Raw genomic sequence first — 19,436 nt, 5'->3', positions numbered from 1 at the left:
AGAAATTAATCTTCAGATAAAGTCATCAAGCTTGCATTACCACCAGCTGCGGCAGTATTTACACTGATTGCACGTTCGATAACAAGACGTTCTAAAGGAATTTGTTCATTAGCTTGTAACTGGGTAATCCCGACAATTGCGCCTGAACGATTCGCAACTTTAGTTTGCAAGTCTTGCAACTGTTCAACAGAACCATGATGAAGTACTGCATCAAACGCATCTTTTTCAACACTTGAAATCACAGTGATTGCATCTAAGACATCTTTTGGTAAAGACGCTTTGTGTTTTACTAAGAATGCATTGTCTTTCAACACAGCCGCAGTACTGCTGACGGAGAAAATTGCAAGTAATTGTTGAAGCTGGCTTGCTTCATCATTCGCAATCGAAAGCACACGATGACGAGGCAAGATAATGTATTGGTTGCTTTCACCCGTAGGGCCTTGCAACTCGTAGAACTTACCTACACCAAATGCTGGAATCGCTGTGATTGCTTGCGGCATGTTTTGGTTTGCCCAAGACAATAAGCTTTGATAAGCAACATTTGATACTGCATCAAAGTTAGAGATCTCAGCTTTCACCGCAAATGGGGTCGCTAATACTTTCTCTGAACAATGCTCCATCAAACGGTACATATAAAGCGGGCCACCCGCTTTAGGACCTGTACCTGATAAGCCTTCACCACCAAATGGTTGTACGCCGACTACTGCACCCACGATGTTGCGGTTGATATATAAGTTACCCACTTCAGCGCGCTGGATCACAGTATTAATGGTTTCATCGATACGTGTATGCAGACCCATGGTTAAGCCATAGCCTTTGGCATTGATACGGTCGATCAATTGCTCAAGCTCACCATATTTATAAGTGATGATGTGCAATACAGGACCAAACACTTCGCGTTCTAGATCGTCAAGGTTTGGCAATTCAATCGCTGTTGGCGGAACAAATGTACCTTGTGCAAGCGCTTGTTGGCTTACCGCATCGTTAAACATCAATTGATGAACAGGGTAGCCCTTAGATTTCATCTTTTGAATGTGCGTATCGATGGTTTGTTTTGCTTCAGTATCAATTACTGGGCCAATGTCAGTTTTTAAGATCGCAGGGTTGCCAACGATCAACTGTTGCATTGCACCTTTCAACATTTTGATGACTGTTGCAGCGCTGTTTTCTTGCACACATAAGATACGAAGTGCAGAACAACGTTGACCCGCACTGTCAAATGCAGAACTGACAACATCGAGAACCACTTGTTCAGTCAACGCAGATGAATCAACGATCATCGCATTTTGACCACCGGTTTCCGCGATTAACGGAATGGGTTGACCGTTTGGAGACAAGCGTTTTGCGACAGTCTTTTGCAAAATTTTTGCAACTTCAGTCGAACCTGTGAACATGATGCCTTGAACACGATCATCTTGGCTTAATTGCGCACCAACGGTTTCACCGCGACCTGGAAGAAGTTGAACAACGCCGTGTGGCACGCCAGCTTCCCAAAGCATTTGAACGGCTTGAGCTGCAATTAACGGTGTTTGTTCAGCAGGTTTGGCAATCACACAGTTACCACTCACCAATGCCGCTGCAATCTGACCAGAGAAAATCGCAAGAGGGAAGTTCCATGGGCTAATACACAATACGGTACCTAATGGCTTGACTTGTGCATTTGCAGGCAAGTTTTCGATTTGAGTTGCATAGTAACGCAAGAAATCGACTGCTTCACGAACTTCTGCAATAGCATTGGCATAGGTTTTACCACTTTCACGGCAAAGTAAGACCATCAACTCTTGAATGCGAGCTTCCATCAAATCTGCAGCACGTTTTAAGCAAGCTGCACGTTCAACTTTATCTGTTGCAGCCCAGCTTTGTTCAGCTTGCACTGCAGCTTCTAGCGCCAGTTGTACATCCGCACTGGTTGCTTCGTTTACATAACCGACAATTTCACTGTTTTGTGCTGGGTTTGTAATTGCAAGTGCATTACTTTCGTCGTGAACTGTTGATTCAAATCCAAGTAATGGCGCACTTTTCCAAATCTGGCTACGTAATTTCTGTGCCGTCGCATCCAAGTCTGCTAATGGTTGATCGTTATTTAAATCAAAGCCATTTGAGTTTGGACGTAATGGATAAAGATCATGCGGCAGCGGGATTGCAGGGTGTTTTAAGCCAAGTTGACCTTCGTCTTTTGCAGAAGTTTGAATGTCTTTGATTGGAGACTGAATCAGGTCTTCAACTTTTAAAGTCTTATCAGCAATACGGTTTACGAATGAGGTATTTGCACCATTTTCAAGTAAACGACGGACTAAGTAAGCCAATAAAGTTTCATGGTTACCCACTGGCGCATAGACACGACATGGTACGCCTAATTTACCATCTTCTTTAGACCCAACCACTTGTTCGTACAATGGCTCACCCATACCGTGCAAGCATTGGAATTCGTATTGACCAGGATAGTATTTGCTTGGATCAGCCAAGTTGTAAATCGTTGCAAGTGATTGTGCATTGTGTGTCGCAAATTGCGGATACACTTGATCTGGTGCAGCAAGTAATTTTTTCGCACAAGCAATGTATGACAAATCAGTGTGTACTTTGCGGGTAAACACAGGGTAGTCAGTCATACCATCAATTTGAGCTTTCTTGATTTCGCTATCCCAGTATGCACCTTTCACCAAACGAATCATCAGGCGCTTGTTACTGCGTTTTGCAAGGTCAACGATGTAATCAACAACGTAGAAACAACGCTTTTGATAAGCCTGAATAACGAAACCAATGCCTTTCCAGTCAGCAAGTTTTGGTTCGAAACATAAACGCTCAAGCAACTCGAGGGAAATTTCTAAACGTTCAGATTCTTCAGCATCGATGTTTAAACCGATGTCATATTGTTTTGCCAAGCACGCAAGTTCGAAGACTTTGTTGTAAAGTTCGTGGTGAACACGCGCAATTTGTGCACGTTGGTAGCGTGGGTGTAACGCAGATAGCTTGATTGAGATACCAGGGCCATCATAAACGCCACGACCATTTGACGCTTTACCAATGGCATGGATCGCTTGAGTGTAGTCGTTATAATAACGCTCAGCATCATGTTCAGTCAGTGCAGCTTCACCCAACATGTCGTATGAGTAGCGGAAACCTTTGTGTTCAAATGGTTTTGCATGATCAAGTGCTTCTTCGATGGTTTCACCCGTAACGAATTGCTCACCCATCATACGCATTGCAACGTCAACTGCTTTACGGATGATGCCGCGACCGCTACGCGCTAAAAGACCAGTCAAAACACTTGATAAACTGGTTTGCTTTGGAGTTTCCATTAACTTGCCAGTTAACATTAAGCCCCATGCAGCAGCATTTACGAACATCAGGTTGCTTTGACCGACGTGATCTTTCCAGTTACCTTGGTTGATTTTGTCGCGAATCAATAAATCACGAGTTGCTGTATCTGGAATACGAAGCAAAGCTTCTGCCAAACACATCAACGCTACGCCTTCCTGTGAAGAAAGTGAGAATTCTTGTAGAAGACCTTGAACAATACCTGCTTTACCCGCCGAGCTTTTACGTTCACGTAAATTATGCGCTAGGCTAAATGCAAGTTCATAAATTTTGTGGTCAAGATCAGGGGAAATGTTGGCTGCTTCAGCAAGTACAGCGACTGCTTCAGGCTCAGCACGTCGCCAAGCTGTATTAATGCGTTGCTCAAACTCACTTTTTTCTTTAAATTCGGTAATATAACCGTCGATGTGAGCTGTTTCCATTTGTGCGGGAGTATCCAATGTATTCATACTAAATTCCAATAACAATCTCTAGAACATATTGAGTAGAGAGGTTTAGATAATTTATGATTACAGAATGAATCCCGAGTAACTCACTATAATTTACTTATTTTTTAGAGGAAAATTCAGTTGAATGGCCCTATTTATACATTAGATCGAACTGATCTGAAAATTCTGGATATTCTTCAAGCAGATGGGAGAATTTCTAATAGTAAATTGGCAGAATTAGTGAACCTCTCACCGACTGCGGTGATGGCCCGCGTCCAGAAGCTGACCAAGGATGAATTTATCTTGGGATATGAGGCAAAACTCAATCCGAATAAGCTCAATGCCAGTTTTTTGGTCTTTGTGGAAGTGTTGCTCGATAAGACCACACCGCATGTACTGGATGATTTTATCGATGCAGTGACCCAATATCCTGAAATTGTAGAATGCCATATGGTCAGTGGTGGCTTTGATTTCTTGATTAAACTGCGGAGTGCAGGGATGGAGGAGTTTCGTCGGATTGCGGGGCAGATTTTATGGCAGCTCCCTGGTGTAAAGGAAACACGAAGCTATCCAGTCATGCAGGTGGTAAAAGACAGCTCTAAAATAAAAATTAAATCAAAAACAAAATTTTAAGCAAAAGAAAAGGGGCTCGAAAGCCCCTTGAATTTTTATCAGAATTATTTCATTTCACGTGCATAGATTTCATCAGCTTGTTCGAAGCGACTTGTAACCGCTGCATTTGGTGCTTTACCAAGTAAGCTCACCACAACGATGCTGATCAAGGCAAAAACGAAGCCTGGAATAATTTCATAGATACCCGTGTAACCGAAGAAGTTTTTCCACAGGATGACTGTCAAAGCACCAACAACCATACCTGCCAATGCACCGTTCAAGGTCATACGCTTCCAGAACAATGAAAGAATAATCAATGGACCAAATGCTGCGCCAAAACCAGCCCAAGCATAAGCAACTAAGCCTAGTACTTTACTTTCTGGATTTTGTGCAAGAACAAGGGCAAGCATTGCAACCGCGATCACCATTGCACGACCAATCCAAACCAACTCTTTTTGAGATGCATTTTTACGGATAAAGCCTTTGTACAAATCTTCTGTCAAAGCACTAGAACAGACCAGAAGCTGACAGCTTAACGTACTCATGATTGCAGAAAGAATTGCAGCAAGGATTACACCAACAACCCAAGGGTTGAATAAGATTTTGGTGAGTTCCATAAATACAGTTTCAGGGTTAGCTGTTACTGCTGCTGCGAACTCAGGATGCATTTGGAAATAAGCAATACCGATAAAGCCTGAACCAACTGCGCCTGCTAAGCATAAAATCATCCATGTCATACCGATACGGCGAGCAGCAGGAATTGATTTTGCAGAATCTGCAGCCATGAAGCGTACAAGGATATGCGGTTGACCAAAATAGCCTAGACCCCAAGCTGCTGCTGAAAGAATCGCAACAACACTTAAGTTTGTCGCAAAATCAAAAGCGTGCGGGCGAACAGATTCAACTACGGCAGTAAACTCTTCCATACCAATGCCTAGAGACATGTAGGTTACGATTGGAAGGAGCAACAATGCAAAAATCATTAAGCCAGCTTGGAAAGTATCGGTCCAGCTAATTGCTAGGAAACCACCAATACACACATAACCAATCGTCGCAAATGCACCTAACCACAAGGCAGTGCTATATGGTAATTGGAATAATGTTTCGAATAAACGTGCACCAGCGACCATGCCAGAAGCACAATAAATTGCAAAGAATACAAGAATAATCAATGCAGATGTGACGCGTAAGATTTTCTTCTGATCGTCAAAACGACCAGTAAAATAATCCGGTAAGGTGAGGGCATTGTTTTGTACTTCAGTATGTACACGTAAACGTCCTGCGACCAAATACCAGTTTAGCCATGCACCAATAATTAAACCGATGGCAATCCACGATTCAGATAAGCCAGTTAAGTAAATTGCGCCAGGTAAACCCATGAGTAACCAACCACTCATGTCTGATGCGCCCGCAGATAAAGCGGTTACAAAACTGCCTAGACTTCGGCCTCCAAGAATATAATCGTCAAGGTTTTTGGTAGAAAAATAGGCGTACAAACCGATACCAAGCATGGCGGCGATATATACCACGAATACAACAACAGTGGGGTTAGAAAAATTCATAATGGATGCCTGTCCTTACATATCCATAATTTGCAATCACACCTGAATAGCTAAAAAAATGATTTACTATTCTTGGGATTGATAAGGTCACAGATTCAAGCACAAATGATTTTTAAAATACTGTTATGTTTATGTATTTATATTGTATGCTTTGTGTAATTTAAAATAAGTGTATGAATCTTAATTTTTTTATCAAAAAAATAGGATTTTTTTTCATCAAAAGATAGAATCGTTTCGCTCAAAAAAAACTCAAAATGTATATGGAAGTTACAATTAATAAAATGTACATCTGTAGATTAAATTTTTGGAGTTAAAAACTGAGCAAAATTTATGACACATAATGTTACATTTATAACCATTCAGAGAAATTTGATTATAAAAAAATATAATGTTAAGCAGTTTTGCTAATGAAAAATTAGTTGGAATATTTCATATTAGATCATTGCACCATAAGGGTGCATTGTCTGAGAGAAATGGAAGTGGAAACGGTTCAAACGGCAACGATAAGAATAGAGCATGATTTGCTCGGTGCGAAAGAAGTTCCAGCTGATTGTTATTATGGAATTCATACATTGCGCGCCATTGAAAATTTTAAAATTTCTTCGCAAAAAGTTGGACAAAATAGCTATTTTATTCGTGCATTGGCGCAAGTAAAGAAGGCTTCGGCTCAAGCGAACTTAAGTTTTGGTAAACTCACTGAAACTCAAAGTCTGACGATTCAACATGCATGTGATGCTTTAATTACTGAAACTGAAAAATGGCAAGACTCATTCCCGATTGATATTTATCAAGGGGGTGCAGGCACTTCAATTAATATGAATACCAATGAAGTGATTGCAAATATTGCACTTGAATCATTAGGCCATCAAAAAGGCCAATACGATGTGATTCATCCAAATGATCATGTGAACAAGTCGCAATCAACCAACGACGTCTATCCAACAGCGATTCGTCTATCAACTTACTGTTCTTTGGATGCTTTATTCACGCAAATGGATAAGTTGATTACTTCATTTGAAAATAAAGCAATTGAATTCCGATATGTATTAAAGATGGGCCGTACTCAGCTGCAAGATGCTGTGCCGATGACGCTCGGGCAGGAATTTCATGCTTTTGCGACCTTATTAAAAGAAGATGTGCGTTTGATTAAGCGTACCCGAGAAATGTTACTTGAAGTAAATTTGGGTGCGACTGCAATTGGCACTGGTGTAAATACACCAAAAGGTTATGCCATCAAAGCCGTTTCCTGTTTAAAAGAGATTACAGGCTTGAATCTGGTGGGTGCAGAAGATTATGTTGAAGCAACCAGTGACTGTGGTGTATTCATCATTTTATCCAGTACATTAAAACGCCTAGCATGCAAACTCTCCAAAATTAGCAATGACTTAAGGTTGCTCAGTTCAGGACCGCGGACAGGTTTAGGTGAAATCCAGTTACCTGAATTACAGGCTGGCTCTTCGATCATGCCTGCAAAAGTAAATCCTGTGATTCCTGAGGTGGTCAATCAGATTGCATTTAAAGTGATTGGTAATGATTTAACCATTACCTTCGCGGCAGAAGCGGGGCAATTACAACTCAATGTAATGGAACCTGTGATTGCAATTTCATTGAATGAATCAATTGAATTACTTACACATGCAATTCAAAGTCTAGATGAAAAATGTGTACGTGGCATCAAAGCAAATGAACAGGCTTGCCATGATGCAGTGATGCGTAGTGTCGGGATTATTACGCTGCTTGATCCACTCTTGGGGCATGCATTGTGTGATGAAATCGGTAAACAATGTATTGCTGAACATAAAACCATTCAAGAGGTGGTTTTAGAGCGTGGTCTGCTGACTCAAGCGCAACTGGATGAGATTTTCTCTTTTGAAAACTTGGTTTCAGAAGTCGATGGCATTCAAGTGGATTATGTTGCTTAAATCCTGAAAATTAAGTTGTGATAAAAGCCTAATTCAAATTGAATTAGGCTTTTTTGATTGCACTGAGAAATAATGGATTGGTGCCATAATTTGATCGGGTCATCATAAGCTTTTATTCCTGTGATCAAGTCAACTGACGTATTACAGATCATTACAGAGTAGGTGGTTGTCTTGTCTAGGCAGCTCACCTATGGTCTAAGAGGTGTCTTAAGAACACCTATGCTTAACAACAATAAATAAGTTATATGACAAAGGTAGAATAATGATGATGCATCACTTTATTAGACGTAGTTTAATCTCGATTGGAATATTGGTACTGCCTATTGTACCTTCATTGGTTTTTGCACATGGCTATGTACTTAAACCAGAATCTCGAGCTTATGCATGTAAGTTAAATAAGAATACCCAATGCGGCAGTATTGTGTGGGAACCACAAAGTTTAGAAGCTCCGAAAGGTTTTCCGCAGTCTGGACCACCAGATGGACAGATTGCCAATGCCAATTTGAGTCAATTTTCAGAATTGAATGCCCAATCACCGACACGATGGGTCAAAACAAATTTGCCCACAGGTGCAAATGACTTTACTTGGCAGTTTACCGCACAACATGTGACTCAAGGCTGGCGTTATTTCATCACTAAACAGGGGTGGAACTCTTCAACACTTTTAGCACGTAGTTCTTTTGATCTAAATCCTTTTTGTACTGTAGATGGTAAGTACCAAAAACCTGCCAGTGTAGAAACACATCGCTGTTATGTACCTGCTGACCGAAGTGGCTACCATGTCATTCTAGCGGTTTGGGATATCGGGGATACCAGTAATGCCTTTTATAATGTTATTGATGTAAATGTCGGTTCAGGTAGTCCAACAACACCAGTCGATCCACAACCCCCGAAACCGGTTCAAAGCTGGAATGATATTGGTGATATTAATCCGCTTGATGACTTATCGGTAAATGATCGTGTATCTACACGAGTCTTTGATGCGAATGGCGAAAATCCAAATTTAAAAACAGAATTACGGATTACAAGTACTGCCAATGGCAATCGAAATGTTTGGCCTCGCTTATTAGCGGAGGCGATTAATCGAGAACACAGTTCCTTACGCGCAGGCGTTAAAAATACCAACGGTGAGATTGTGCCTGTAAGCGGGAAAAATGATGTTTATAGTAGTTTAAATAGTGGCATCCAACGTGTCGAAATCAAAATTGAGCGTGCCCCGATCAGTGGTGGTGGTTCTTATGATTTTGTTTATCCGAAGAGTATTGCTACATATAAAGCAGGGACCAAGGTCTTGGGCGGTGATGGACGGATATATCAGTGCAAGCCTTTTCCTTATAGTGGTTGGTGTACCATTCAAGCGCATCAATACGTACCTGGCACAGGCTCGAACTGGCAGGATGCTTGGCTTTTAGTGAAATAGTCAATGTTCTAAAAAATAAAAAAAACCGAGTTAAGGTTTAACTCGGTTTTTTTAATAGATCAATCCAAATAGATTGGTCTGATTTATAAAAATTATAAACCTGATTCGTATTCGCTATTTGAAAGCAATTTTTCAACATCAGCCATATTGTCTGGCTTAATCTTATAGATCCAACCCTTACCATACGGCTCGTCATTGACAAAGTCAGGATCATCTTCAAGGTCAGTATTCACTTCAACCACGGTTCCAGAAACAGGTGCGTGAATATCAGAGGCTGTTTTCACAGATTCAACAATGCCTGCTTGTTCGGTTGCAGTGACATGGCTACCCACTTCTGGGGTTTCCACATACACTAAATCACCCAACTCATCTTGTGCATGGTCAGTAATCCCTGTAACAACGAGGTCGCCCTCAATTCTTACCCACTCATGCGTACGTGCATATTTCAATTCTGCTGGATGATTCATGACAACTCCTTAACAATCTGTCGTATCATTTTTATTTGGTTTATACATGCTTTTCAATAAAAACAAAAGCTTTCGTGAACTTATAAGTAAGGGTCTTTACGCCAGTTACTCGGGCTACGACCACTCCAACGTTTAAATGCTCGGCTGAAATTCGCGACATCGGAATAACCGAGTTCATCAGCAATTTGCTCCAAACTATAATCGGTTCGAGACAGCAAAGAGGTTGCGTGACGATATCGAACTTCATCCACGAGCGTAGAGAATGATGTGCCTTCCGCAGCCAATTGGCGCTTCAAGGTACGATCTGACATATGCAAGCGTTCAGCCACACTTTCGATACTCAGATAGTGCTGTTCTGAATTGGTTAAAATATCACGCACCCGCATTGCTAAACGGCGACGTTCGCCTAGCGCTGAAAGTTCAGTTTCGCATTGGTTAATAGCAATCTGGCTGGCAATAGGATCTGCATTGACCATTTTTAAGCCGAGATATTTTTTATCGAAGCTTGAAATCAGATGGGGCTGATTAAAGCGTACTGTACTGGTTAATCGATCTTTATATTTTTCAAAGCCAGTAGGTTCAGGAAAGTCCAGATCAACTTCACCGCTGAGGTCATCAATTCCGGTTAAGGCTTTTGCCATGGTCATAATACCAATGGTTAAGCCTAAAATGATTTCAGTACGCAATGGCTCAACTTCAATATCACATTGTAGTTGTAAAGTTGCTTTAGGGCCGAAAGTCGAGAAATAGAGCTGTAAAAAGGGAAGGCGTAACTGAATGAAACGGCTTGCCAGTGCAATTGCATCGGTAATGTCATGCGCCGTCATAATGGCATAGCCAATAAAACCATGAATGGAAATACGCATCTGCGTACCTAGATGAAAGCCCAGTGTGCTTTCACCGGTAAGGCGCAAAGAGTGTTTCACCAATTCATTCGCAATCGGTGTTGGAATTCGATAGTTTGGATCAGCCAGTTGTTCGCTGGTTAAGTGAAACGGTGCAAACAATGTTTCATCGCTATATCCCCAGCGAGAAACGACATCTAATAGCAATAAGCCATAGACGCCTGGTATTCCTTGATCTTGACGAGTTGAGGTTGTTTTCATGTGCTTTCCGTGGCGCTCATCAATTTTGCCAATATCTTTTAAACATTTAAGTCTTAAACATCTTTACATGAAAAAAAATAATCAATCATAAAAATTGTTGGACAAAAGAGTCACCGAATATTCAAGAATCAAGTTGGTTTTCTAAACACCATAATTTTGGTTGTTGATATTAATAGCACATCACCATATTGGTTCAAAGCTTGTGTTACGTAGCTGACGATACCACGATCATTTTTGGTTTTAGATGGCACAATTGCAGTAATTTCAATCTCTACATGAATTTTATCGCCAACACGGGTTGGTCGAGGCCAACGTAAGCTTGATTCAGTGCCTAACAGACCACCTGCAACGGGAAAACATTCCGTCCATAAGCGCATGGTCACCGCAGAAGTATGCCAACCACTTGCGGCTAATCCTTGAAATATAGGATGTTCTGCTGCTGCTTGCTCATCCAAATGAAAAGGTTGGGGATCGTATTGACCTGCAAATTGTTTCACTTCTTCAAGTGTCATTTCATATTCGCGGCTTGTAAAACGATCACCAATATTTAAGTCTTCTAAATACAACATTATTCTGTGTCCTGAGTCACTCGCTGTTCAACTAAAAAACCACCTGTTTGGCGTTTCCATAATTGTGCATACAAGCCATCATTAGCAATCAATTCCTCATGTGTTCCTTGTTCAGCAATTCGACCTTGATCAAGGACAATAAGACGATCCATTTGAGCAATAGTAGATAAACGGTGCGCAATTGCAATGACTGTTTTGCCAACCATCAAGTCATTTAAACTACTTTGAATTGCTGCTTCAACTTCCGAATCAAGCGCACTGGTTGCTTCATCAAGGATGAGAATCGGTGCATCTTTGAGGAAAACACGCGATATTGCAATACGTTGACGCTGTCCACCAGAGAGTTTCACACCACGTTCACCAACGTAGGCATCAAATCCAACGCGACCTTTCTGATCTGTCAGTTGGGGAATGAATTCTTCTGCTCTGGCTTTTTTAACCGCAAGTTGCACTTCCGCTTCAGTCGCATTTGGGCGTCCATATTTAATATTTTCAGCAACAGTGCGGTGTAATAAAGAGGTATCTTGCGTGACTAATGCAATATTGGCGCGTAAGCTGTCTTGGGTTACATCATGAATATTTTGACCATCAATCAAAATACGACCTTGGTTGATATCGTAGAAATGAAGCAGTAATTGAATCAGTGTCGATTTACCTGCCCCTGAACGCCCGACAACCCCAATTTTTTCACCAGGTTTAATGGTTAAATTAAAATGCTCGATGACATTTTTTTGGTTATAAGCAAAGCTAACGTCCTCAAATCGAATTTCACCATGCTGAACTTTTAATTCAGTCGCATCTTTCTTGTCTTGAATCTGGATCTGTTTACCTAAAGTTGTCATGCCATCCTGAATGGTACCGACATTCTCAAACAGCATGGTGACATGCCACATTAAAAACTCAGCCATACTGTCTAGCTTCAGTACCATCGCCGTGGTTGCTGCAATCACCCCGATAGCAGCTTGACCTTGCGTCCATAACCAAACTGAAGTGCCAATAACACCAATGTATAGGAATGCACTGAGTAAACGAATGCTGATTTCGTATTTGACCCCTAAACGCATTTGCTTATAAACCGTCACCATAAACTCTTGCATGGATTCTTTGGCATATTGGCTTTCACGGCCTGCATGCGCAAAAAGTTTTACAGTTTGGATGTTGGTATAAGCATCCGTTATACGGCCTGTCATGACAGCACGTGAATCCGCTTGTTTTTTGGAAATTTTACCTAAACGGGGGATAAAATAGCTGGCAATCACAATGAAAAAAACCAGCCACAACATTAAAGGAATAATAAGTACAGGAGAAATGGAGCCTAAGACCACACTAATCGTAATGAAGTAGATCAGTACATAAACCAGCATGTCACCTAGAATCATCCAGAATTCGCGCACAGCCAAAGCAGTTTGCATCACTTTGGCAGAAAGACGCCCTGCGAAGTCAGTATGGAAGAAGTCTAGACTCTGTTGTAATAACAAATTATGGAAGCGCCAACGCATGCGCATTGGGAAATTACTAAACAAAACTTGATGTTTCACTACAGATTGCAGGCTGACAAAGAAGATATTGGCAAAAAGGATGCTAATCAGGATGGTGAGGTTTTGTTGGTTATTTGCTAAAAACGTACTCGGGTGACTTTGTGTTAGCCAATCGACCAATTTGCCTATATAAGAGAAAAATAGTGCTTCGAAGCTTGCTGCGGCTGCAGTACATGCAATCAGAATAAAGAGATAAGGGCGGATGCCTTTGGTTGATTGCCAAACGAAAGCAAAAAAAGTGGTTGGTAATGGTTTGTTTAAGTCTTTCGTTGGATAGGGATCAACTAATTTTTCAAACCATTGCAGCATGCCGCATTTCCTCTAATTATACAGTACGATTCAGCTCACCCCTGTAGGATAGCAGAAAAGCTGCCAAAAGATGGTAAAAGAAAATAAATGATGAGAAAGGAAACAGACAATAGATCAAGCTTCTATTTTAAGTGAAGAAAAACTATTAGATGAATAGATGATAGAAATAGTAAGGATGTAATTTATAAAGATAGTGAGGTTGTTTTAATCACCAAGCTCAAGAATTACACCCTTGATAATATACTACTTTTTTATGAATTAAATGGCTTCACTAATAGGTAATGGTAGAAACGAATAGCCAAGATAATAAAATAAAGGAATTAGAAAATGAAGATCAGCAGCCACAGAGTTCGGTGGTGAATTCAATTAATTTTAATCCAGTAGATTTAGTTGAAATTGTAGTTGAGATTGGAAGAGATGCATTAGATATAGCCTCATCCATACATAGAGAATATTGATGTGACTTTTTGATTAGAAAGTATGTCTTATAACTAAGTGTAGTCATTTAAAATAGGTAGATATTAAATAAGTTTTTATTTAGTTATTCTTCATGCTTTGTTTTGTGTTTTTAAACATATTGGTGTTTGATTTTAAGGCGGTTTTTTGTGCAATATGATGTTATAATAAGTGAAAATTAATATATATAGAAACGGTGATGAAAATAATATCTATAGTTATACTTATGTTTTTATTCGGTATATGTCGTACTGCAGATGCTAAGAACTTTAAAGATGATTACGTTAATTTATCTGATGTTTATTTCAAATCTATAGATGATCAAATTCAATTTGAATATGGTTTGAGAGGAAAAGTAAAGTCGAAAAATGAGCAGTTAGAGGCAAAGCAAAAAGAATGCTTGGTTGAGAAGAGTAAAGTAAATCTACATAAGCTCATTATGGAACATTATTTAGAGAGAGGTGGATCAGGAAATTTGAACAACACTTATAAGTGATATTTTGCTCCCCAAATGATGTTATAAACATCAATATATGGAGTATTTTATGGCACGTAGACCAAGAAGAAATCATTCAAATGATTTTAAAGCTAAGGTAGCACTTGCTGCGATTAAAGCAGAAAAAACACTTGCTGAATTGAGTGCTGAATTTGATGTTCATCAAAACCAAATTATCGACTGGAAAAATCAACTGATTTCAGCTTCCTCGCAAGCTTTCGATCAATCAAAAGCTCCAACAGAACCACCCATCGATCTAAAAAAACTACATGCAAAAATCGGTGAGCAGGCATTAGAAATTGATTTTTTAGAAGGTGTGTTGAAGAAACTGGGCCGCTTCAACCACAAAAGTTAATCGATGACTCACTTCAGATTTCAGTATCTAAGCAAGCTCAGCTGCTGAAAGTCTCCCGTGGTTGTTATTACTATCGCCCAAAACCTGTGAGTGCATCAGATCTGAAGCTGATGCGGTGTATGGATGAGTTACATATGCAATACCCTTTTGCAGGTAGCCGTATGATGCGTGATTTGTTGAATCGTCAAGGACATCATATAGGACGACGTCATACACGTACTTTAATGAAGAAAATGGGCATTAATGCGTTATATTGCAAACCAAATTTAAGCCAGGCTAATCAAGCTCACCGCAAATATCCATATCTGCTCAAAGGATTGGCTATTCAGCGCAGTAATCAAGTGTGGTCTACGGATATAACGTATATCCCTATGGCAAAAGGCTTTGTTTATTTATGTGCTGTGATTGATTGGCATAGCCGCAAGGTACTTGCGCATAGAGTATCGATTAGTATGGAGGTTACATTTTGCATAGAAACATTAAATGAAGCTATTGAAAAATATGGTCGACCTGAAATATTTAATACAGACCAAGGCAGTCAGTTTACCAGTGATGCATTTATTGATGTATTGAAATCAAATGACATCCAAATCAGCATGGATGGTAAAGGTCGATGGGTTGATAATGTGATGGTTGAACGATTATGGCGGAGCGTTAAATATGAAGAGGTGTATCTCAAAGCCTACAGCAATGTTTTGGATGCGAAGAAGCAATTAAACGCATATTTTGAATTTTATAATTTGAAACGACCTCATTCGAGTCTGGACAAAATGACTCCAGATGAGTTTTACTATGACCAGCTACCACAACAAAATAAGGTAGCTTAACTAGAGCAGAGTATCACTTATAAATAAGCTTTTAGTTGTTCAAACATGTGGGACCACCTCTGAGTATCAGGGCTATATGCAGGATGCTGCTGAAAGTGTGATGGCCAAAGATGAATTTAATTTTACTCAAAATGAAGCACAAAAAAATTATGCAGTACTTAAAAATGAGTTAAAACAAACCAAATTTCCTTGTTAAGTAACTGTTAGTTATTATTTCTAACTGCTGTGCGTTGGTAATCCTCCCATAAATAACCGAAGTTAAAAGTAGAGGTTAAGCAGCCATTAGAGGTGGCTTTCCTTTGTTAGCTTGATGTGGTCTTTCATGGTTGTAATGCCACAACCAGTTTGTTGCATAATCTTGTACTTCATCCAAAGTATCAAATAAATGCTTGCTCAGCCAACTATAACGTATGGTCCGATTATAGCGTTCAATATACGCATTCTGCTGTGGCTTACCCGGTTGAATATATTCAATACGAATACCGTGCTCAGTAGCCCAGCGCACAAATTCGTGACTGATAAACTCCGGGCCATTGTCACACCGAATAACTAACGGCTTTTCTCGCCACTCCAGCAATTGATTCAACGTACGAATAACCCTGATTGTGGGCAATGAGAACCCTGCTTCAATGGCTAGGCCTTCGCGGCGGTAATCATCAATCACATTCAATAATCGAAACTTGCGACCATCGGAAAGCTGATCATGCATAAAATCTAATGACCAAACCTGATTTTCTCGGATTGGTTCTTTCAATGGTTCAGGCGCATGCCGTTTTAGTCTTCTTCTCGGTTTAATACGCAGATTCAGTGCCAACTCACAGTAAATGCGGTAAACCCGCTTGTGATTCCAGCAGCAACTCTCAACATGCCGTAAATACGAGAAGCACAAACCAAAGCCCCAATCGGAATTTTCCTCAGTGAGTTCAATGAGCTGTTCAGCAATGAGTGCATTGTCATCGCTGAGATTGGCTTGATAGCGGTAGCAGGTTTCACTAATACCAAATGCTTTACAAGCCAAACGAATACTAATGGCATGCTGGGCAACTGCCTGTTGTGCCATCTTACGCCGGCAAGATGGCTTTACCACTTTTTTGCCATCGCTTCCTGGATGATTTCGGCCTTTAATCGCTCTTCCGCATACATCTTTTTAAGTCTGGTATTTTCGGCTTCTAGCTCTTTCAGTCGAGCCATTAATGATGTATCCATACCACCATATTTGGCACGCCATTTATAAAAGGTAGCATTACTCATGCCGTGTTCACGGCAAAGGGTCGCTACAGGTGTGCCAGATTCTGCCTGTTTCAAGATGGACATGATCTGACTGTCAGTAAATTTAGATGTTTTCATGCAGAATCTCCTGCTCGTATCTTAAGAGAAAATTCTACTTTTAGATCCTATTATTTTTAGGGGGGATTACCCGTTTAAGCTCGAGTCTTGAAGAAAAACACCCTTAACGAATTAAGGGTGTGAAATTGAAAAGTATGATACTGATGAAGGATATTGCAAAAAATTAACTTGCTACAGGCGTCTTGCCTGAGTTTTGAGTCATTTGTTCGAAATATTGTACTGCTGGTGAGCGGGCCATATATGCCAATGCCTGTTCAGTATCGCCTTCATGGATTGGGTTAAATTTTGGAGATGTCCAACGTAAAGTTGCTTTCCATAAATATTTAATGGTTGGCAGATTATCTGTTTGTGTTGCAGTTTTTTCAAATTCGCGGATAAATCTAAAGAATCCGCGACGCATTAATTTTTGGATATCTTGATGCTCTAGATCTTGTTGTCCAAGGCTACGCGCAAAATCTGCAAGGAAGAAAATAAACAGAGGGAATACACCCATCATAATCACTTGTCGAGAGACATAGAAGCCAAATTTGTTGGTGAGTAAATGCTCAAAAAGGTCATAGGCAACGCAACGATGCTCAACTTCTTCGGCAAGATGCCAGCGAAATAAGTCAGTCATAGCTGGATCTGCTGTATCCCAAGACTTGCTATCGAGTGTCCATTGTCCAATGGTTCCAGTAAAGTGCTCGATTGCAGCAATAACACCAACTCGGAACAACAACCAGTATTCCTCCAACTTTTCACTCTTGAGGAACGGTATCCCTAAAGGTTTGTCACCGAGAAGAATATTAAAAATAAAGTGAGCACGATTTAATGGATCTTGAATGTCATAACCATTTTCTCTCAAGAAATCTTGTGCTTTTTCGTGGGCACGGGCATGAGCAGCTTCTTGACGAACAAATCCGATAACTTCTTGTTTTAGGTTTTCATCAGTTACATAAGGGAGTGCTTTATTAAAAACTCGACAAAACCAAAATTCACCTGCAGGTAACAACATATTGATACCATTGGCAATGTGAGAGCATAGCGGGTCATTTGGCATCCAACAAACAGAAGATTCCGAAAAATCGAAATAAACTTTTCTTGCTTTTAGTTGATGATTTTCTGTGATCATTCCTGTCACCCAATATAAAATTACGAATCAATTTGAATAAGTAATTTTTAGCATTGAGTAAAATTGTTCACCATGTGCTTATAGGACAAAAAAAACTGATCTAGAGATTCTAAAGATAAAATAGCAAGAACTTCTCACTTTGAAGCTTGAAATGCCATACATAAAAAAACCATATCATTTGAAGATATGGTTTTAATAAACTTAATCAAGCAGTCAATCTATGACTTAGCAATTAACCAAAGATTTGTAAGATACTTTGAATAACAACAACGTTTACCAGATCAATAAAGAATGCACCGACAAGAGGAACAATCAGGAATGCTTTATGTGAAGGACCATACATGTTGGTAATGGCTTGCATATTTGCAATCGCATTTGGTGTTGCCCCCATACCAAAACCACACAGACCAGAAGCTAGTACTGCTGAATCGTAGTTTTTCCCCATCACACGGAATGAAACATAAACTGCAAAGACCCACATTGCGATAGACTGAGCAATCAACAAGATGATCATTGGAACTGCAAGGTCTGCGAGTTGCCAGAGTTTTAATGATACCAGTGCCATGGCGAGGAAAAGCGCGAGGGCAGTGTTACCAAATACATCAATTGAACGATCAAAGATTTCTTGTTTTAAGCCTGTTTCTAACACATTACGTAACAGAATACCGCCGCCCAATGCCCAGACAAAGGTAGGCAATTCAATTGCAGTACCAATCGTCAGGTTCTTCATTGTTTCTGCAAACGCTAGCGCAAATGCAAACATACCTAAGGTGACAATTGCGTTGTCTGCAGTGATCAAACGAACTTTCTGTGGTGCTTCAAATGTGTATTCGCTATCAGTAAGCGGGGCATCTTTATTTTCTTCGCGTATTTCAGCGTTTAAAGGTGACGCCAGATTATGCTTACGAATAAGATAACGCGCTAATGGACCACCCATTAAACCGCCAACCACCATACCAAAAGTTGCACTCGCAATACCCATTGGTAATGCGCCTTCAACTGCATATTTGGTTTCAAAAATTGGACCCCAAGCACCCGCAGTACCTAAGCCACCGACTAAGGCAATTGAACCTGCAACAACACCCATCAATGGATCAAGGCCTACGGCAGAGGCAATTGCCATACCAACGCCATTTTGAATGATGACAAAGAAGGAAATTGCAATTAAGAAGATGATTAATGGTTTGCCACCTTCTTTGAGTTTGGCGAAATTAGCACTTAAACCAATGGATGCGAAAAACATCAGCATAAAAGTGTCTTGCATTGGCTTATTTACAGAAATTGTATAACCCGCAAATTGATGGATTAAGTAAAAAATAATTGCGCCGACTAAACCGCCTGCAACAGGCTCTGGGATATTGTATTTTGTTAAAAACGGGATGTGCTTGTTTAAAATGCGTCCTACGTAGAGGACCAACACCGCTAGCATGAGCGTATATGTTGGATTAAGAATGAAATCCATAGATATCCTTAAAGTATGAACCGTTAAGAGCATAAAAGGCTCTCTGAGGGCGCTAGATTAAATTAAAAAAAACAGCTTTAAAATATGTGATGTGGTTAACAATTAAACATTGCTGCATCTAAATAGTTGTT

The 19,436-nt window shown here is 40.2% G+C and carries 14 protein-coding genes and 1 pseudogene; 6 read left to right on the top strand and 9 right to left on the bottom strand.

The genetic code is table 11. From position 1 onward, the window contains the following. Positions 1-5: 5 nt before the first annotated feature. Positions 6-3,767, bottom strand: coding sequence for a trifunctional transcriptional regulator/proline dehydrogenase/L-glutamate gamma-semialdehyde dehydrogenase (gene putA / locus F885_RS10985; RefSeq protein ID WP_005316074.1), 3,762 nt, complete (start codon positions 3,765-3,767; stop codon positions 6-8). Positions 3,768-3,887: 120 nt separating this feature from the next. Here putA and F885_RS10990 point away from each other — a divergent pair, with 120 nt between their 5' ends. Beyond that, positions 3,888-4,379, top strand: coding sequence for an Lrp/AsnC ligand binding domain-containing protein (locus tag F885_RS10990; protein WP_004807694.1), 492 nt, complete (start codon positions 3,888-3,890; stop codon positions 4,377-4,379). Between the two features lie 44 nt (positions 4,380-4,423). Here the strand turns inward: F885_RS10990 and putP are convergent, their stop codons facing one another. Next, complete coding sequence (gene putP, locus F885_RS10995; RefSeq protein ID WP_005189254.1) at positions 4,424-5,920, bottom strand: sodium/proline symporter PutP; 1,497 nt, start codon at positions 5,918-5,920, stop codon at positions 4,424-4,426. 473 nt (positions 5,921-6,393) lie between these two features. Here putP and aspA point away from each other — a divergent pair, with 473 nt between their 5' ends. Both aspA and F885_RS11005 read left to right on the top strand, forming a co-directional pair. Beyond that, entirely contained in the window at positions 6,394-7,842 is a 1,449-nt protein-coding gene (gene aspA / locus F885_RS11000) for an aspartate ammonia-lyase (RefSeq protein WP_005316071.1), read from the top strand. A 262-nt stretch (positions 7,843-8,104) separates the two neighbouring features. Then, on the top strand, positions 8,105-9,262 hold the full coding sequence (locus F885_RS11005; RefSeq protein ID WP_005316068.1) for a lytic polysaccharide monooxygenase: 1,158 nt from the start codon (positions 8,105-8,107) through the stop codon (positions 9,260-9,262). 92 nt (positions 9,263-9,354) lie between these two features. On the opposite strand, the gene gcvH is transcribed toward F885_RS11005, so the two are convergent. The 4 genes from gcvH to F885_RS11025 form a co-directional block, all read right to left on the bottom strand. Beyond that, positions 9,355-9,729: a glycine cleavage system protein GcvH gene (gcvH, locus tag F885_RS11010; protein WP_005211933.1), complete on the bottom strand. Its 375-nt coding sequence runs from the start codon at positions 9,727-9,729 to the stop codon at positions 9,355-9,357. Positions 9,730-9,809: 80 nt separating this feature from the next. Beyond that, positions 9,810-10,835: an AraC family transcriptional regulator gene (locus tag F885_RS11015; RefSeq protein ID WP_005316065.1), complete on the bottom strand. Its 1,026-nt coding sequence runs from the start codon at positions 10,833-10,835 to the stop codon at positions 9,810-9,812. 128 nt (positions 10,836-10,963) lie between these two features. Beyond that, positions 10,964-11,404 (bottom strand): MaoC family dehydratase, encoded by a 441-nt coding sequence (locus F885_RS11020; protein ID WP_005316063.1) that lies wholly within the window; start codon positions 11,402-11,404, stop codon positions 10,964-10,966. Then, entirely contained in the window at positions 11,404-13,251 is a 1,848-nt protein-coding gene (locus F885_RS11025) for an ABC transporter ATP-binding protein (protein ID WP_005316061.1), read from the bottom strand. Before F885_RS11025 ends, F885_RS11020 begins: the two co-directional genes overlap by 1 nt. A gap of 281 nt (positions 13,252-13,532) precedes the next feature. Here F885_RS11025 and F885_RS21020 point away from each other — a divergent pair, with 281 nt between their 5' ends. From F885_RS21020 to F885_RS20655, 3 genes and pseudogenes are all read left to right on the top strand, one after another. Then, positions 13,533-13,709, top strand: a complete 177-nt coding sequence (locus F885_RS21020) for a hypothetical protein (protein WP_005316059.1) — start codon at positions 13,533-13,535, stop codon at positions 13,707-13,709. A 224-nt stretch (positions 13,710-13,933) separates the two neighbouring features. Further along, positions 13,934-14,158, top strand: a pseudogene (locus F885_RS11030) (hypothetical protein); the annotation flags it as partial. Positions 14,159-14,240: 82 nt separating this feature from the next. After that, positions 14,241-15,385 (top strand): IS3 family transposase gene (locus F885_RS20655; protein ID WP_085944219.1). Its coding sequence is split into 2 segments (ribosomal slippage): positions 14,241-14,505 and positions 14,505-15,385, totalling 1,146 coding nucleotides; the frame shifts between segments, so codons are not numbered across the junction. Between the two features lie 271 nt (positions 15,386-15,656). Here the strand turns inward: F885_RS20655 and F885_RS11045 are convergent. The 3 genes from F885_RS11045 to gltS form a co-directional block, all read right to left on the bottom strand. Next, positions 15,657-16,732, bottom strand: a protein-coding gene (locus F885_RS11045; RefSeq protein ID WP_085946061.1) for an IS3 family transposase whose coding sequence is annotated in 2 segments (ribosomal slippage) — positions 15,657-16,480 and positions 16,480-16,732 — 1,077 coding nt in all. Because the reading frame shifts where the segments join, the coding sequence is not laid out codon by codon here. Positions 16,733-16,895: 163 nt separating this feature from the next. Then, entirely contained in the window at positions 16,896-17,843 is a 948-nt protein-coding gene (locus F885_RS11055) for a metal-dependent hydrolase (protein WP_005316052.1), read from the bottom strand. 232 nt (positions 17,844-18,075) lie between these two features. After that, positions 18,076-19,305, bottom strand: coding sequence for a sodium/glutamate symporter (gene gltS / locus F885_RS11060; protein ID WP_005316044.1), 1,230 nt, complete (start codon positions 19,303-19,305; stop codon positions 18,076-18,078). Positions 19,306-19,436 lie beyond the last annotated feature (131 nt).

The organism is Acinetobacter higginsii, from assembly GCF_000369845.1.
Classification (GTDB): domain Bacteria; phylum Pseudomonadota; class Gammaproteobacteria; order Pseudomonadales; family Moraxellaceae; genus Acinetobacter; species Acinetobacter higginsii.
The sequence above is the reverse complement of the archived record's forward strand: the minus strand, read 5'-3'. Positions and strand labels throughout refer to the sequence as shown.

What these genes read in the sequence shown, in the direction of transcription:
- putA (WP_005316074.1), bottom strand. Translation starts at nt 3,767, where the DNA reads ATGAATACATTGGATACTCCCGCACAAATGGAAACAGCTCACATCGAC.
- putP (WP_005189254.1), bottom strand. Translation starts at nt 5,920, where the DNA reads ATGAATTTTTCTAACCCCACTGTTGTTGTATTCGTGGTATATATCGCC.
- aspA (WP_005316071.1), top strand. Translation starts at nt 6,394, where the DNA reads ATGGAAGTGGAAACGGTTCAAACGGCAACGATAAGAATAGAGCATGAT.
- F885_RS11005 (WP_005316068.1), top strand. Translation starts at nt 8,105, where the DNA reads ATGATGATGCATCACTTTATTAGACGTAGTTTAATCTCGATTGGAATA.
- gcvH (WP_005211933.1), bottom strand. Translation starts at nt 9,729, where the DNA reads ATGAATCATCCAGCAGAATTGAAATATGCACGTACGCATGAGTGGGTA.
- F885_RS11015 (WP_005316065.1), bottom strand. Translation starts at nt 10,835, where the DNA reads ATGAAAACAACCTCAACTCGTCAAGATCAAGGAATACCAGGCGTCTAT.
- F885_RS11020 (WP_005316063.1), bottom strand. Translation starts at nt 11,404, where the DNA reads ATGTTGTATTTAGAAGACTTAAATATTGGTGATCGTTTTACAAGCCGC.
- F885_RS11025 (WP_005316061.1), bottom strand. Translation starts at nt 13,251, where the DNA reads ATGCTGCAATGGTTTGAAAAATTAGTTGATCCCTATCCAACGAAAGAC.
- F885_RS21020 (WP_005316059.1), top strand. Translation starts at nt 13,533, where the DNA reads ATGGTAGAAACGAATAGCCAAGATAATAAAATAAAGGAATTAGAAAAT.
- F885_RS11055 (WP_005316052.1), bottom strand. Translation starts at nt 17,843, where the DNA reads ATGATCACAGAAAATCATCAACTAAAAGCAAGAAAAGTTTATTTCGAT.
- gltS (WP_005316044.1), bottom strand. Translation starts at nt 19,305, where the DNA reads ATGGATTTCATTCTTAATCCAACATATACGCTCATGCTAGCGGTGTTG.